Annotated in this window: 14 protein-coding genes; 4 read left to right on the plus strand and 10 right to left on the minus strand. The window is 46.0% G+C overall.

All coding sequences use genetic code 11. The annotated features are described in order from the left end of the window. Positions 1-299: 299 nt before the first annotated feature. From AAHN97_RS20440 to AAHN97_RS20455, 4 genes are all read right to left on the minus strand, one after another. The gene (locus tag AAHN97_RS20440) at positions 300-1,139 is read right to left on the minus strand and encodes an energy transducer TonB (RefSeq protein WP_343303942.1); all 840 of its coding nucleotides are present in this window, start codon (positions 1,137-1,139) and stop codon (positions 300-302) included. Between the two features lie 46 nt (positions 1,140-1,185). Continuing rightward, positions 1,186-1,773, minus strand: a complete 588-nt coding sequence (locus AAHN97_RS20445; RefSeq protein ID WP_074242430.1) for an ExbD/TolR family protein — start codon at positions 1,771-1,773, stop codon at positions 1,186-1,188. 34 nt (positions 1,774-1,807) lie between these two features. Next, the gene (locus AAHN97_RS20450; RefSeq protein WP_343303944.1) at positions 1,808-2,476 is read right to left on the minus strand and encodes an ExbD/TolR family protein; all 669 of its coding nucleotides are present in this window, start codon (positions 2,474-2,476) and stop codon (positions 1,808-1,810) included. Between the two features lie 69 nt (positions 2,477-2,545). After that, positions 2,546-3,397, minus strand: coding sequence for a MotA/TolQ/ExbB proton channel family protein (locus AAHN97_RS20455; protein ID WP_074242428.1), 852 nt, complete (start codon positions 3,395-3,397; stop codon positions 2,546-2,548). 557 nt (positions 3,398-3,954) lie between these two features. On the opposite strand from AAHN97_RS20455, the gene AAHN97_RS20460 reads away from it, so the two are divergent. Further along, on the plus strand, positions 3,955-6,498 hold the full coding sequence (locus AAHN97_RS20460; protein WP_343303945.1) for a zinc-dependent metalloprotease: 2,544 nt from the start codon (positions 3,955-3,957) through the stop codon (positions 6,496-6,498). Positions 6,499-6,770: 272 nt separating this feature from the next. On the opposite strand, the gene AAHN97_RS20465 is transcribed toward AAHN97_RS20460, so the two are convergent. After that, complete coding sequence (locus tag AAHN97_RS20465) at positions 6,771-7,334, minus strand: HPP family protein (protein WP_343303946.1); 564 nt, start codon at positions 7,332-7,334, stop codon at positions 6,771-6,773. A gap of 65 nt (positions 7,335-7,399) precedes the next feature. Between AAHN97_RS20465 and AAHN97_RS20470 the strand changes: the two genes are divergently transcribed. Then, positions 7,400-8,431 (plus strand): LacI family DNA-binding transcriptional regulator, encoded by a 1,032-nt coding sequence (locus AAHN97_RS20470; protein ID WP_343303948.1) that lies wholly within the window; start codon positions 7,400-7,402, stop codon positions 8,429-8,431. A 23-nt stretch (positions 8,432-8,454) separates the two neighbouring features. Further along, positions 8,455-9,273: a hypothetical protein gene (locus AAHN97_RS20475; protein WP_343303949.1), complete on the plus strand. Its 819-nt coding sequence runs from the start codon at positions 8,455-8,457 to the stop codon at positions 9,271-9,273. Between the two features lie 120 nt (positions 9,274-9,393). Here AAHN97_RS20475 and AAHN97_RS20480 read toward each other — a convergent pair whose 3' ends face one another. Together AAHN97_RS20480 and AAHN97_RS20485 are read right to left on the minus strand one after the other, a co-directional pair. Further along, positions 9,394-10,800, minus strand: a complete 1,407-nt coding sequence (locus AAHN97_RS20480; RefSeq protein ID WP_343303950.1) for an alpha-L-fucosidase — start codon at positions 10,798-10,800, stop codon at positions 9,394-9,396. Positions 10,801-10,811: 11 nt separating this feature from the next. Beyond that, on the minus strand, positions 10,812-13,343 hold the full coding sequence (locus tag AAHN97_RS20485) for a beta-mannosidase (protein WP_343303951.1): 2,532 nt from the start codon (positions 13,341-13,343) through the stop codon (positions 10,812-10,814). Positions 13,344-13,371: 28 nt separating this feature from the next. Between AAHN97_RS20485 and AAHN97_RS20490 the strand changes: the two genes are divergently transcribed. Next, positions 13,372-13,539, plus strand: coding sequence for a DUF6728 family protein (locus AAHN97_RS20490; RefSeq protein WP_343303952.1), 168 nt, complete (start codon positions 13,372-13,374; stop codon positions 13,537-13,539). A gap of 60 nt (positions 13,540-13,599) precedes the next feature. Here AAHN97_RS20490 and lpxB read toward each other — a convergent pair whose 3' ends face one another. Genes lpxB through surE form a run of 3 tightly spaced genes read right to left on the minus strand, consistent with a single transcriptional unit; the run spans position 13,600 to position 15,785 of the window. Continuing rightward, on the minus strand, positions 13,600-14,700 hold the full coding sequence (lpxB, locus tag AAHN97_RS20495) for a lipid-A-disaccharide synthase (RefSeq protein ID WP_343303953.1): 1,101 nt from the start codon (positions 14,698-14,700) through the stop codon (positions 13,600-13,602). Further along, positions 14,700-14,996 carry a hypothetical protein gene (locus AAHN97_RS20500; RefSeq protein WP_143197578.1) on the minus strand — a complete coding sequence of 99 codons (297 nt, stop codon included), beginning with the start codon at positions 14,994-14,996 and terminating at the stop codon, positions 14,700-14,702. The genes lpxB and AAHN97_RS20500 overlap by 1 nt, the downstream gene beginning before the upstream one ends. Before the next feature lie 18 nt (positions 14,997-15,014). Continuing rightward, positions 15,015-15,785: a 5'/3'-nucleotidase SurE gene (gene surE / locus AAHN97_RS20505; protein WP_343303954.1), complete on the minus strand. Its 771-nt coding sequence runs from the start codon at positions 15,783-15,785 to the stop codon at positions 15,015-15,017. Between the last annotated feature and the right edge of the window lie 29 nt (positions 15,786-15,814).

Consider the following 15,814-nt stretch of genomic DNA (forward strand, 5'->3'; position numbering starts at 1 on the left):
AATGGAGCTACAGACTCTTAATCAGTAGTTTTGGCAATCTCAACTCTCCACAGCACCAGAGCCCCCCTAAACAAAAAATCCTCTACCAGCAGAGCTGCCTGGTAAAGAATATCTCTGCTACTATGGCTGTAATCAAACCTCCCCGTACCAAACCAAACATCCAGTGCCCCCAAACAAAAAGAACTCCCCACCGGTTGCCTAACGTAAAACCAAATAACCACCACGGTCAGCCCCCCCAAAAAAAATTCCCCGCCAGCTAACTGGCAGGGAATATATTTCTACTAGCGTGAGACTAATAATTACTGATCTTGCAAAGTGAACCTGATCGGCAGGTTGAACTGCACAGATACCTGGCGTCCGTTCTGCTTACCTGGTTTCCACTTCGGCATTTTCTTCACCACGCGGATGGCTTCTTCTTCAAGACCACCACCTTTGGGTGCACCTACGGTTTTCACATCCTTGATCTGACCTTCTGAGTCAACCACAAAGGATACGAAAATGGTACCGAAGATACCGTTCTCTGTTGCCAGATGCGGATAACGGATGTTATTGCTCAGGTACTTGTTGAGCGCATCGTCACCACCAGGGAAGGTTGGAGGTTGCTCCACAAATGTGAAGATCTCTTCCTTCGGCGGCGGAGGTGGTGCTTCTACCACACCGGTACCTTTACTGTCATTGATCAATCCTGGGTCGATACCGTTCGGGTCACCTTCTACTGTTTTAGTAGATACGGCTTTATCCTTGATCTCGTCCAGTTTAACCAATTCTTCTTCCGCTTTTACTTCTTCATCTTTCTTGATCACCGGCGGCGTGAATTGCACTGATGGCTTCACTGGCGGCGGTGGAGCAGGTGGCGGTGGAGGGGGAGGTGGCGTTTTCGGATCGTCCGGTAACTTCACGTCCTCCAATTTAATATCTTCAACTACAGGCTTCAGGTTTTTATCGCCGTCCTTAGCACTCAGGTTAATATAAACCAGGTAAGAACCAACGATCAATAATGCCAGAGCAGCTGTACCTAAGATGGAATTCCGCACGCGCTTGTCGTACTTCTTGCGAAGCTCATAAGCACCGTAGTTCTTGTTCCTGTCTTCGAACAGGATGTCAAGAAAATCGGCCTTAAGGATTTTAGCTGAATCCATGATACATGTTTATTGATGGATGCAAAAAATTAGTTTTTCCATAAATCTACTGGATCCCGTTAGAGGTTTCAGTAGACTTGATCCATTGCTTGTCCTGGTCGCTGATATCCACCGTTGCATAACGTTGGATACGGTTGATAGCCATTTCATCCAATAAATCTACAAAGTTCTTATATGTAGAGCCATCATCTGCTTTGATAATGACAACCACATCTTCAGGTTCTCCTTTATAGTTACGTAATCTTGCCACTTCATCGCGTTTTTTGATGATCACATCACGGATGCCACTGGTATTTGAAAACGTAGTTGCTTTAAAGAAGTCCGGGTTGCTGGAGGCATTGGGGTCTTGCGCCAATCCCTCGTAGTAGTAAACCTGGTCTTTCTTACCTAAGAGGATCGTGAGGGCAGTGCTCTCTTTCACTTTGTTCTGCTCTTCCTCCTTCTCCGTTTCCTTAGGCATGATCAGATCCATGGTCTTGGGCTTAGACATCGTAGTCGTCAACATGAAGAAAGTGATCAGGAGAAACCCCAGATCCACCATCGGAGTCATGTCAACACGAGTCGAAAGTTTCTTCGATTTCGTCCCTTTGTCATGTTTCCCACCACCCTTACTACTGGTATCCATTTCGGCCATGGTAGCAAATTTTTAGTGTTTTGAATATTTTTTACTACTGCTTGTCCTGTTCCTGTTGCTCAAATATGGCAGCAGCAGAACCAGCCGGTTTAGCCTCAAGGTTGGTTACCAGATTCAGTTTCTGGATCTTCTTCTCTTTGAAGGTATCCAGGATCTTCTTGATAACCGGATAAGGCGTATCATTATCTGCCTTTATACAGTATTTCAGTTTGTTGGCATTACCTACAGTGGCAACCTGCGCTGAACGTGCATAATCGATCCAGATAGCGAGTTCATTATTGGTAGAATCCATGGGAATACCTGTTTCCACTTTTGAATTCTTCCTTTCGTCAGCCGTCATATCCAGTACCTTTTTCAGGTTCTTGAAGTCTGTACCAACGCTTGAACCTACCATGAAGTTCCGGATTTCTTTATCCTCCAGGCCCAACTTGAAATTTGTATTCAGGTCTTCTATAAGCTGCTTTCTTTTAGGCTGGCCGTCCATACTGAAAAACACTCTGCCATCCTTGTCCACTGTTAAAAGTATCACATCGGAATCCGGCAGTAATTGTGTGTTGATAGAAGACGGAGTAACCACAGCCACCGGTTCGTCCGGTTTGAACTTGGTCGCCAGCATGAAGAAAGTCAGCAACAGGAAGGCCACATCACACATCGCAGTCATGTCGATGAGTGTGCTTTTCCTGGGCATTTTTATCTTTGGCATCTTTACTCCTTTTTTTGGTTCACTTAATTAGATTCAATCCTGCGCTAATTCCACAATATAATTTACGAATTATTTGTGGTTAGCAGCGAATGATTGTGTCAAAGTAAAGCCAGATTCGTCAATAGCGTAAGTGATGCTATCGATATTGGTAGTAAAGTAGTTGTACATGATGATCGCTACAGCGGAAGTACCGATACCTAAAGCCGTGTTAATCAATGCTTCAGAGATACCAAGTGCCAGCTGTGCAGAATCCGGAGCACCAGTGTTGGACATAGAGGCGAACGCCTTGATCATCCCCAATACCGTACCGAACAGACCCAACAGGGTAGCTACAGAAGCGATAGTTGACAGGAACACCAGGTTTTTCTCCATCATTGGCAGTTCCAATGCGGTAGTTTCCTCAATTTCATTCTTAATGGTCAGGATCTTTTGATCAGTATCCAGCTCGGTATTGCTGATCATTTCCTTGTACTTCTTCAGACCAGCTTTCAGAACGTTACCAACTGAACCTTTTTGTTTGTCGCACTCAGCCAGAGCCGCGTCAACATTCTTGTTAGCCAGGTGGTATTGTACTTTACGTACCAGCTCAGAACCACTGAATTTGCCTTTAGCTTTCGCCAGGTACAGGAAACGCTCAATTACGAAAGTCAGACAGATCAACAAGGTAGAGATCAGGATAGGCACAATAACACCACCTTTGTGTACAGTACCAAACCATTTGCCGATACCTGCTTCAACTGGGTGATTGTCCGGATTACCGCCTTGAAAGTTTGCGCTGTTTCCTAACACGAAAATGTAGAAGATGTACCCAATTGCGATACAAATAGGTACAGCGAGAATAGCGAATAAGTTAGACGACTTGGTCGCTTGATGAGAAGTTTTGGCAGCAGCTGCAGTCACAGTTGTTTTAGTCTCAGCCATGTTGATTGAATTTTAGTGTTAAAGATTAAACTGTTTGTTTGTTAGTAATTAAGATTTAGATCATTATTTTCAAAAACATCACAATAAGCGGCTAATAATCAGTGATTCACAAAGTTATAAGCCTTACTCAAAAAAACAAGTGCCACTCAAAAATTTAACTATCTACACAAAAGCCCTATCCGTAGAGCCTTTCCAATCTACACATTTTTTGAGCAAACACTTTAAATAAACAAAAAAGATAATGTTGTTCTTACTGTCCTACCCCCCTTTGCCGCTTAAAAACGGAATCGATTGATATTTTTCAAAGTTGGACGCACAATTTAAGAAAAAATTCAAATGTTCCAACAGAAATTTTAAAACTTCACTTTTCCGCTATCAGCTTCATTAACAGCACGGTCTCCCCCGGCAATTTACCCCTTTTTCTTTCCGTTCTTACTGCTTTTCTCTCTTTTATGGATTTTGTTCTTTTATATAGACGGTTATCCTTTTCTTTGCCCCCATCTATAATCTGTTCAAATCAAAAAAAACCAACATCTCAAATGCATTTACAACCCAGAATGACCGCTGTCCTGGCAGGTATGATGTGCGCAACCTGTTTGCTCACAACCGCCCCGGCAGAGGCGCAGCGTAAGAAAAAAGAGAGCACTCCCGTACCTGCTGCCACTCCCGCAAAAGACACTACAGCCCGCCCGCCCATGATGGGACCCGGCGGACCTAAACCAGGACCTAAAAAGTTCTCCGAAGTGATCACGCCAAAGGCCAAAGCTGATTCCGGCATGTTCAATGTCTATAAACTGGACGACAAGTTCTTCGTAGAAATACCTGACAGACTGCTCGGCAGAGACATCCTGGTAGTGAACCGCATTTCCAAATCAGCCGCAGACACACGTGTAGGCATGATGGGCTTCGGCGGAGACCAGATCAATGAAAATGTGATCCGCTTCGAAAAAGGCCCCAACAACCGCATCTTCCTTAAAAATATCTCTTTCTCTGAAAGATCTAAGGATTCCACCCAGCCGATGTTCAATTCTGTGATGAATTCCAACATCCAGCCCATTGCCGCTTCTTTTGACATCAAAGCATTTTCCAAAGACAACAACGGCTCTGTACTTGATTTCACAGATTACATCAATAGCGATAACGACATCCTCTATTTTGATGGTAGCCTGAAATCCGCGCTGAAACTGGGTATGCCGCAGTCTGATAAATCCTACATCCAGGATGTACGCTCCTATCCTGAGAACCTGGAGATCAAAACGGTTAAAACCTATTCCAAAAGTGGCGGCCCCGCAGGTCCTGGCATGCCTCCTTCCCCAGGTGGCAACGCAACCCTGGAACTGAACAGTTCCCTGGTAATGTTACCTGCTGTTCCCATGCAGCCCCGTTATTTTGATCCCCGTGTTGGTTTCTTCGCTACCAGCCTTACTGACTTTGATGCAGATCCACAAGGTGTAAAAAGACTCTCTATGATCACCCGCTGGCGCCTTGAACCTAAAGCGGAAGACATGGAGAAATTCCGCAAAGGCGAACTGGTAGAACCAAAGAAACAGATCGTATTCTACATTGATCCCGCTACCCCCGCTAAATGGCGTAAATACCTGATCCAGGGTGTGAACGACTGGCAGGGTGCTTTCGAGCAGGCTGGTTTCAAAAACGCGATCGTAGCTAAAATGGCCCCCACTCCCCAGGAAGATTCTACCTGGAGCCTGGAAGATGCCCGTTATTCTGCTATCGTATACAAACCTTCTGAAGTTCCTAACGCCAGCGGCCCTCATGTACATGATCCCCGCTCCGGCGAAATCCTGGAAAGCCACATCAACTGGTACCATAACGTAATGCGCCTGCTGCGTAACTGGTATTTCATCCAGGCTTCTCCTAACGATGACCGCGCACGTAAAATGCAGTTTGATGATGAACTGATGGGCGAACTGATCCGCTTTGTATCTTCTCACGAAGTAGGTCATACTTTAGGTCTCCGTCACAACTTCGGCTCCAGCTCCGCCTACCCGGTTGAAAAACTGCGTGATAAAGAATGGGTGAAGAAGAACGGCCACGCTGCTTCTATCATGGACTATGCACGTTTCAACTATATCGCACAACCTGGTGACGGTATCACAGGAGCAGACCTTTATCCCCGGATCAATTTCTACGATAAATGGGCCATCGAATGGGGTTACAAACTGATCCCCGGTACAGATGCTGATTCAGAAAAGAAAACCCTGAACCAGTGGACCATCAACCGCCTGCAGGACAAGAAATTCTGGTTCGGTACAGAAACCAATCCGGATGATCCCCGTTCCCAGAACGAAGACCTTGGCGATGATGCGATGAAAGCCAGCGCTTATGGTATCAAAAACCTGCAACGCATTGTTCCTAACCTCATGGCCTGGACCCGCCAGGAAGGAGAAGGATATAATAACCTGGATGAATTGTACAAAGAAGTATACGGTCAGTATTTCCGCTACATAGGCCATGTTGCCAAAAACATCGGCGGTATCTACGAAACACCTAAAACCGTAGAACAAAGTGGTGCTATCTATGAAATCGTGCCTAAAGCCAAACAAAAAGAAGCCGTACAGTTCTTACAGACTAACCTCTTCACCACTCCAACATGGCTGGTGAACAAGGATATCTACAGCCGTATCAAGGCCAGCCCTGTTACCACTATCCAGTCTATGCAGGAATCTGCCCTCGGCCGTTTACTGAGCACCAACACGCTCCAGAAAATGCTGAATGCGGAAGCGGTAGAAAGCAACACCTATACCGTTACGGAATACATGAACGACCTGAAAAAAGGTATTTTCAGCGAGATCTATACCCGTAAACCAATAGACATCTATAGAAGGAACCTGCAAAAAGCATACATCACCAGCCTCACCAACCTCCTGAAAGCTCCGGAAGTTCCCGCTGGCCTGCCTGCTGCCTTTGCATCTATGTTCCCGAATCCAACTAAAACAGACGTTACCAGCGTTGCCCGCGCAACCCTCGTACCATTACGTACGGAGATCCGTAACGCAGCTGCCGGCGCAGCAGACAATCTGAGCCGTTATCACCTGCAGGACCTTGCTGAACGTATCAGCGTAGCCCTGGATCCTAAATAACCATCAAACACCAAATAAAAGCAAAGGGGCTGTCTCAATCTTTCTTTTGAGACAGCCCCTTTTAATTTCCTTAATGGCCTCGTTCGGCCTTGTATTGGCCTTGTAACGGCCTTGCACGGCCTCTAGCCGGCCTCGTACGGCCTTGCAACGGCCTCTAACCGGCCTTAATCCGCCATTCTACGGCCTTTCTTCTTTGTTATAGTAAGGTTATAGTAAGGAATGCCTGACATAGGCTTCACATAGGCTCAGTGTTCTCCTCACATAGGCTCAGATCAGAACCATTTCCCATTGGCCGGGTAACTCCTGTGCCCCGGAATGTTATTAACAATAAAAGCGATCAATAGCAGGATAAACACCCCCGATGCTACAGGACTCAGCACATACAGAAAGCCCAAAGCCCGGATCTTGGCACTCCCGGCTACTGCCAGCAAAGCCGTAGCCCCTCCGGGAGGATGTACTGTTTTGGTCACCTGCATTACCACAATGGAACAGGCAACTGCCAAAGCCCCTGCCAGCCACTCGTATTCCGGCCAGGGTATCAGCATACAAACACTTACCCCTGTAATGGCACTCAATAGATGCCCTCCTATCAGGTTCCGGGGTTGGGCCAGCGGACTTTGGGTATGCCCGTAGATCAGCACGGCAGATGCCCCAAAAGACCCCAATACAAAGAGATTATCCCTTACCGGCAGGTAGTATTGATTCAAAAAGCCGATCAGCCCTACACCCAGGAAAGCCCCCAGAAAAGACCACGCGATATCCTTTTTATCCACCAGCGTTTCCCGGTAGATCACATACCGGGCAATCCGGTAAGTTCTCTTGATACGATGTTTCATTTGCCTGCAAAAGTAGCGCCTATGAATAAAATTTCTTAATATCGTCCCTAAATCCACGGCCAAAATTGAAAGATCGTCAGAATACAAATAAAATTACCATCTACGACATAGCCCAGGCCCTTAACCTGAGCGCCTCCACTGTTTCGAGAGCATTACAGAATAACCCGCTGATCAATGAGGAAACCAGGTCTAAAGTGCAGGGAATGGCTGCGGAAATGGGATATGTGCCCAATTGGATAGCCTCCAGTCTTCGTAAAAAACGCTCTAACATTATAGGCCTGATCGTTCCGCGCACCAGCATGTACTTTCAAAGCACAGCTATCAGCGGCATCCAGCACGAAGCCCATAAATATGGTTTCAGCATTGTGATCGGGCAGTCAGATGAAACAGTGGCCATGGAAAAAGAACTGGTGCATACCTTCTTCTCCCTCCGGGTGGATGGCTTGCTGGCAGTATCTTCTATGTTCACCATCAACTTTGACCATTTTTCTCCATTTATCAAAAACAATATTCCACTGGTATTCTATGACCGCGTACCTACGGATTTCCCAGGGTACAGCATTACCGGTGACGATTTTAAAGGAGGTTTCCTGGCCACCGAACACCTGATCAAACAAGGATGCAAACGCATCGCTCATTTCTCCGGGGTTCTGACCTGCAACCTTTACCAACAGCGGCTGGCAGGCTATAAAGCTGCGCTTGCCAAATACAAGATCCCTTACGATGAATCGCTCATCCATGTGCATAACCTCACACTGGATGCAGCAGGTGAAGCAGCCCGGCAGATCTTTGCCAGCGGAAATATCCCGGACGGCATGTTCTCTGCCAACGATACTTCCGCCGTAGCCTTCATCCAGGAAGCACGTAAAGTGGGGATCAAAGTACCGGAACAGGTAAAAGTAGTGGGTTACTCCAACGACCTTTCTTCCCGCATTATCAGTCCCTCGCTCACTACTATTGAGCAATCAGGGTATAAAATGGGAGAAAAAGCCGTAGAAACACTGGTGCAGTTAATTAACTATGACGAAAAGATCAAAGTCACAAAAAATTTCGTGTTCGAGGTTGAGTTGATACAACGGGAATCCTCTATGATTTGACTATCTAAAAAACCTACAACTTTATGAAAAGTAAACACCTTTTACTGGCCCTTCCTATGCTGGCCTTTATTTCATGTAACAGGGATATTTATGTCCCCAACCAGGTGAATGCACCACTACTGAAAGAAAAAAACGAATTCAAAGCCAATTTGTCCCTTTCCAACTGGCAGGCAGCTTATGCTGTTTCTGACAACATTGCGATCATGGTGAATGGGCAATATGTTTCACGTGCTTTCTGGTTCGACAATAATGACAGTGATAGCGATGATGATGATCTGTTTGTGGATAAAAACACACGCGGTGGGCTTCTTGAAGGAGGCGTGGGTTTCTTCAAAGCCCTTGACACTAAGCAGCGTGCTGTATTTGATGTGTATGCAGGTTACGGAAATGGTGCTTTCAAAACGCTGGAAGGCGCTTACAGCTCAGCTCCCGCCGGTACTACCAAACTTGATTACCAGTTGCGCACACAGTTCCACAAGTTCTTTGTACAACCCAGCTTTGGCTTATCGCACAAAGTAGTGGAAGCAGCTTTCACACCACGCTTTTCCATTGTTAAGTTCTATAATCAAACAATGGGGGTAAAAGCTTTCGAAAACGACACACAACGCCGCGATAATTTTCTGCGCCTTGGAGATAATGCAGTGCCTTTCTTTGAGCCTGCCTTTACAGTACGCGTAGGATACCGCTATGTTAAATTCCATGCACAGCTGATGTTCTCAGTGCCGATGAATGATGAAACCTATAGCGGTTACGATGTAAATGATTACTTCCAGCCGGTATCTTTCCAAACCGGGGTTTCATTGAACTTCGGAGATTGGGTTAAGAAATCAGGAAAGAGATAAACAAAAAGGGGGTGTCTCAAAAGTAATTTTAACTTGATTTTACCCGGGTACCTGATGGAGAGAATCTTCGTTTACGCGATTCTCAAACTCATCAAATTACTTTTGAGACGCCCCCTTTTTTTATGCTTTTATCTTAATAGCTACCGCATGTTTCAACGGTACTGAAGGCATTTTCACCTCTATCATTCCATCTGCTTCCTTCCAGCTGAGTTTTCCTTTTCCACCCAGCAGTTCCATCTTAGTGCCTTTCTTCAAAGTAATACCACCAAAACGAACTACAGCAGGCAGGCTCTCGTTTTTATCCAGTAAATAGATCGCATACAGCGTACCATCTTTCTTTTGGGTGAAACATACTTTCCCGTCTTTATAAGGAGCTACGGAACGGGTACCATAAATAGCATCGCCATTCACATTCATCCACTGGCCGATACTATCCAGTTTCCGGTAAGCTTCATCATGCCATTTACCATCGGGGCCAGGGCCAATATTCAGCAGGTAGTTACCTCCCTTTGCTACAATATCCACCAGGTTATGAATGAGTACATTCACGCTTTTGTATTGATCATTGGGAACATAAGACCAGGAACCGCCCATGGTCATACATGTTTCCCAGGGATAATCCAGCGGCTTTTCAGGGATAGATTGTTCCGGCGTACGATAATTCTCATAAGGCCCATGCACACTGCGGTCTACTACAATAAGACCAGGCTGGTGTTTACGTGCCATACTAGCAATTGCCGGCATATTGATGTCCTGGTCCTGCGGAGGTGTTTTGCTCCAGGAGAGGGATTCTTTTGTTTGCATGCTCAATGGCCTGACCCAGCCACCATCCAGCCAAAGGATATCAACTTTGCCATAACCCGTCATCAGTTCTTCGATCTGTTTGTAGGTGAAATCGCTGAACTGTTTCCAAAGCTCCGGGTACTTGCTGATCTCATAACTGGGGTTACGGTCTTTAGGCGGGAAGTAAGACCACCAGTAGGAATTCACATGCCAGTCCGGCTTGGAAAAATAAGCGCCGATGTGAATGCCTTCTTTACGGAATGCATTAAATGTTTCCTTCGTTACATCTGCGCGGGGATCTTTGCTGAAAGGAACATTGGGTGCAGTGATCTTGTAATCTGATTGTTTGGTATCAAACATGTTGAAACCATCATGGTGTTTAGTGGTGAACACCATGTACTTCATACCCGCTCTTTTTGCTGCAGCAGCCCATTTGGCGGGATCAAAGCTCACCGGGTTGAAAGTGTTGGGCAAGGCCTCATACTTTTGCTTGTATTCATAGTAAGGAATACCGGCAGGTTTGCGTTGCGTCCAGCCTTCGTCTTCTGGACAAAGGCTCCAGGATTCCACGATGCCCCATTGGGAATAAGTACCCCAGTGCATCATCAACCCGAACTTCCAGTCCTGCCACTGGTCCAGTTTTTCCAGAACAGCGGGATCTGTTTCTTTTACATAGGGCTCATGCTGAGCCTGGGAAATAAGGCCTGCCATGAGAAGGCAGCCTGTTAAGAAAGTTTTCTTCATTGTTTCACTGTTTATTCTTTACACGCATTGCCCAGGTGCATAATGCGTAATTGTTCTCTTACTGTAGCCGCCGTTAGTTTTGTTCTTACCTGGATCGTCTTTTCGCCTATTGGTAACAGATCAAAATAATTGTCTGAGAAATGCGCGGTATCATCCTTTTCCAGCATCAGGCAAACATTTCTTGCCAGTTGGCCGGTAGTGTTCAACCTTATACTGATCAACCCATCCTTTTCAGTAACATCGGTAGTGATCACCGCTTTTGGTAAGGGCATTTGTTTAGCCGGAACAAAGTAAAACACATTCTCTGTAAGGAACTTGTGGTTAGTTAACAGTTTAGAATACAATATTACCCTTGTACTGTCTGCTCCCTTCAGGATGTCTGCGATATCAATGCTGTGTTCCACAGCGCTGGAGTTAGCTTTTACTTTAACCGGACTGCTTTTCTGCCAGATGACTTTACCTTCCACATCCATCAGTTGTAATTCCAGCTGCAGGGAGGTTTCTTCCAGCCCATCATTTACCACATAGGTTTTGATCTTTCCTTCTTCTTTCACTGTACTGATCAGTACCGGTTCATAAGCTTTCTTCACAAAATAATGCATGGCCTTCCAGCGTCCGTAATAATCGATCCCGCTCCAGGAAGCACCGGGCCAGCAATCATTGAGCTGCCAGTATAAAGAACCCATGCAGAAAGGCATAGCCCTGCGATGTGCTTCCATGCCTATTTTCATCCCTTCTGCCTGTAATACCTGGCTGAGATAAAGGAAGGAAGGGAAATCTTTCGGCTCTTTATAATAGTGGTCCATGTAAGTTTTAATGGCTGCATTGCCACGTGTGAAGCTTTTCTGATGCGATTGCATCACAAAGGAATTGATATCCCATTGTGAAGGATCTGCATATTTCCGCACGGTATGGATATCCGGGAAAGACTGAAAACCATATTCACTCATAAACCGCGGCACATGTGTATTAAATGCTTCAAACCATTCCATCCCATGCCATACACCCCAGTAGTGATTATCCCCATGGCGGAAATCTTCGGCTTTACCCCAGTTGCTGATGGGTGAGGATGGAAAATAAAACCGCCCCGGGTCCAGTTTTTTTACTTCATCCCGTAAGAGTTTTACAAATAAGGTATCATAGCCTTTCAGTAATTCCATCCATTGTGCATCGGAGTAAGCATAACCATCTTTCCAGCCCCAGTTCTTAATGGCCACGGCAATTTCATTATTGCCACACCAGAGCGCCAGCGAAGGATGATTACGTAAACGGGTGATGTTATACTGTGTTTCTTCTTTTACCTGTTGCAGGAAGTTTTTATCAGAAGGATAGAAGGTACAGGCAAACATAAAATCCTGCCATACCAGTATGCCCTGTTCATCTGCCAGGTCATAGAACTGATCGTTTTCATAGATCCCCCCGCCCCATACACGTACCATGTTAAAGTTGGCTTCCTTCATATCCTTAAAGAGCTGAACATACCGCCCTGGTGTTACTCTTGGCAGGAAATTATCAGCGGGGATATAATTGGCGCCCTTCATGAAAACAGGATGCCCGTTCACTTTCACGAAGAAACTTGTGCCCATGTTATCTGCTTCGTTCACTACTTCTATCGTACGTAAACCAATGCGTTGTTGTTTGGTTTGCAGTGTATCCTTTCCACTCATTACAGCCACTTCCACTGGATATAGTTTCTGTGCACCTAATCCGTTAGGCCACCAGCGTTGCGGTTTGCTGATCACAAAAGGGATGTTTACCTGTTGTTTGCCGGCTGCCAGTTTTTTGCTGATCTGCTTCGTTTCAAAATCTCCTTTCACCAGCAGTGTATAGATCCCCGCCTGCTGCACGTCCAGTGTAAGTGTGGCATCCAATGTTGCCTGTTCATCTGTGAGTTGCTGCTGGCGGATCCAGCTATCCCGGAGGTTTACTTTGCTCCAGGTTTTGAGATAGATGGGTCGCCAGATGCCACTGGTCACGAGGCGCGGCCCCCAGTCCCATCCATAATGATAAGGTGCTTTACGGGCATGCACACTCAAGGGAATATCACTGGCATCATTGCCTGCGGGATAGACCAGCCTGTCCTGCAGGAACTTCGGCATGTCATGCGCAATGGGACTGTGAAATAAAATGCGTAGCTGGTTGTTGCCGGGTTTTAAATATTTCTTTAACGGCAATTCCTTTCCCACGAACATATTCATGGCTTTTCCGATCAGCACATTATTCAGGTAGATGTCTGCGTAAGTGTCCAGCCCTGTAAATTCAAGTGAGGCCATATCAGCGGCGGGCACGGAGAAATTGCATCGGTATTCCCAATCCTTTTTGTCTATCCATTGTACACCTTTTTCATTGGCACCTTGAAATGGGTCAGGAATAAGTTGATGGGAAAGCAGGTCTGTATGCACCGTTCCCGGCACTTTGGCTGTTCTCCAAACATTCTCATCCAAACGCCGGAATTCCCATCCGGTGTTCAGTTCTATCTTCTTTTGCGCAAATGCCGTTATTGGCAGGACCGCCAGTAACAGGCTCCATAGTAATCTCCCCATAAACTTAAATTTAACGATCTTTGCAGTAATGAAAAGCATCTGGCGCCAGATATTGGAATATCTCTACATCCGCAAGCGGGACAAGTCCCAGCCGGTGAACACCAACACCAAACTCATGCATGGCATGAACAGGATCTCGATCATCATGTTCCTGATCGCGATAATTATCATTATTATTAAATTGATCAGGCGATAAGGGCAGGAAGCAGTTATAAAATCTACAATCGCTTACACGGTAAACGGCAGGAAGTAGTTGTTACCGTACAAAATCCACAATTGCTTCCGCAGCCTTGCGGGAAGCAGTGCCATCACCCAGGAGGGTCCACAGCACGGAATAATCCGCTTTCATTTGCTGTTGGCGGGCTTCGTCTTTTAACAGAAGCGTTAATTCTTTCAGGAGATTTTCTTCCGTGAGGTCATGCTGGATCAGCTCCTTCACAACAGGCTTATCCATGATCAGGTTCACGAGGGAGATATATTTTACTTTGATCAGGTATTTGGCGAAGAAATAAGATACCGGGCTGCCTTTATAACAAACCACTTCCGGCACGCCGAATAAAGCAGTTTCCAAAGTAGCCGTACCGGATGTAACCAATGCAGCAGAAGCTTGCAATAAAAGCGGATAGGTTTGCCCTTTTACCACAGATACATTGGGGTAGGCGCTGGTAAATTCTTTGATGAAGCTATCTTCCAGGCTGGGGGCCTGTGCCATGATAAACTGGTATTCCGGAAAATACCGCGCCATAGACAGCATCACAGGCAGCTTTTCTTTTACTTCCTGTTTACGGCTGCCGGGCAATAAAGCAATCACGGGTTTATCTGAGAAAGGATGTGCAGGGGGAGCCTCCTTTGCGGCTTTCACCACTTCTATCAAGGGATGCCCTACATATTCCACTTCAAAATCCCATTTACGGTAGAAATCTTTTTCAAATGGCAGGATCACCAGCATTTTGTCCACGATGGTCTTGATCTTTTTCACACGCCCTTCTTTCCAGGCCCATACCTGCGGACTGATGTAATATACCACTTTGAGGCCCTGTTGTTTTGCCCATTCGGCAATGCGGAGGTTAAAACCGGGATAATCTATTAATACCAGTACATCCGGCTGATAAGCCAGGATATCTTTCTTACAGATGTCCAGGTTCTTAAAGATAGTGCGCAGGTTCATCACCACTTCAATGAAGCCCATGAAAGCCAGGTCGCGGTAATGTTTTACTACAGTAGCGCCTGCCTGTTCCATCATATCACCTCCCCAGCAACGGATATCAGCAGTTGTATCCAACTGTTTGATCTGTTTGATAAGGTTGCTTCCATGCAGGTCTCCGGAGGCTTCGCCAGCTATGATGTAGTACTTCACTAAATTATTTTAAGCAGCAAGATAACGATTGCGTATAACAATGTGATCAGGAAAATGCCCCTTGCTGTGAGGTCAAGGCGTACGCGGGTATACAGGTAGAAGACGATACCATTGGCCAGCAGGCAGATGCTGATCACCTTTGGGATCAGGTGTTTGTTGTTCTTCAGCATAACGAGGAACTCACCTATTCCGAGGTCCCGGGGCAGGAAGACCGCTAAATAGTATATAAAAAAAGCTACCGCCGGGGTCAGTAAACCCAACAGAATGCCCAGTGATAGTTTGTCTTGTTTTAACATGTTCATAGGATTATTGGATCAGAAGCTCCATTCAGCTTCCAGTTTTTTCTTGAGTCGGTAATCAGTGAGATCAAACTGCACCGGTACAATAGACGTGTAACCGTTTTCCAATGCCCATACATCTGTATCTTCTCCTGTATCCTGGTTCTTGAATTCACCGGTGAGCCAGTAATACTTTTTACCGGTAGGATCACGGCGTTCATCAAACTCTTCTACCCATTTGGCATTTGCCTGGCGGCTCATGCGGATGCCCTTGTATTGATTTGCGTCCACATCCGGGATATTCACATTGAACAGGGTATGCGGAGGCAGCTCTGTTTCCAGCATCTTCTTCGTTACTATTTCTGCCACCTGTTTGCAGGTGCTCATATCAGCATCGTAAGAATAATTCAGGAAAGAAAACCCTACAGAGGGAATACCTTCTATGGCTGCTTCCATTGCTGCAGACATGGTACCGGAATAAATGATATTGATAGAATGATTAGCACCATGGTTGATCCCGCTCACACAGAGGTCCGGCGTACGGTCCAGGATCTTGTCCCTTGCCAGTTTCACACAATCTACCGGTGTACCGGAACAGGTCCATGCTTCAATCCCCTCAAAGATCTTCACTTCACTGAGGCGTAAAGGAAATCCCAGTGTAATAGCGTGCCCTTTGCCCGATTGCGGGCTGTCCGGCGCTACCACTACTATTTTACCAAGCGGCTGCACGGCTTCTATCAATGTACGTATGCCCGGTGACGTTATGCCATCATCATTAGTGACCAGTATAAGCTTCTCCTTCTTCACCTTTTTACTTTTATCAGCAAATTTACAAT

The sequence above is a fragment of the Chitinophaga niabensis genome, from assembly GCF_039545795.1.
Lineage (GTDB): Bacteria > Bacteroidota > Bacteroidia > Chitinophagales > Chitinophagaceae > Chitinophaga > Chitinophaga niabensis_B.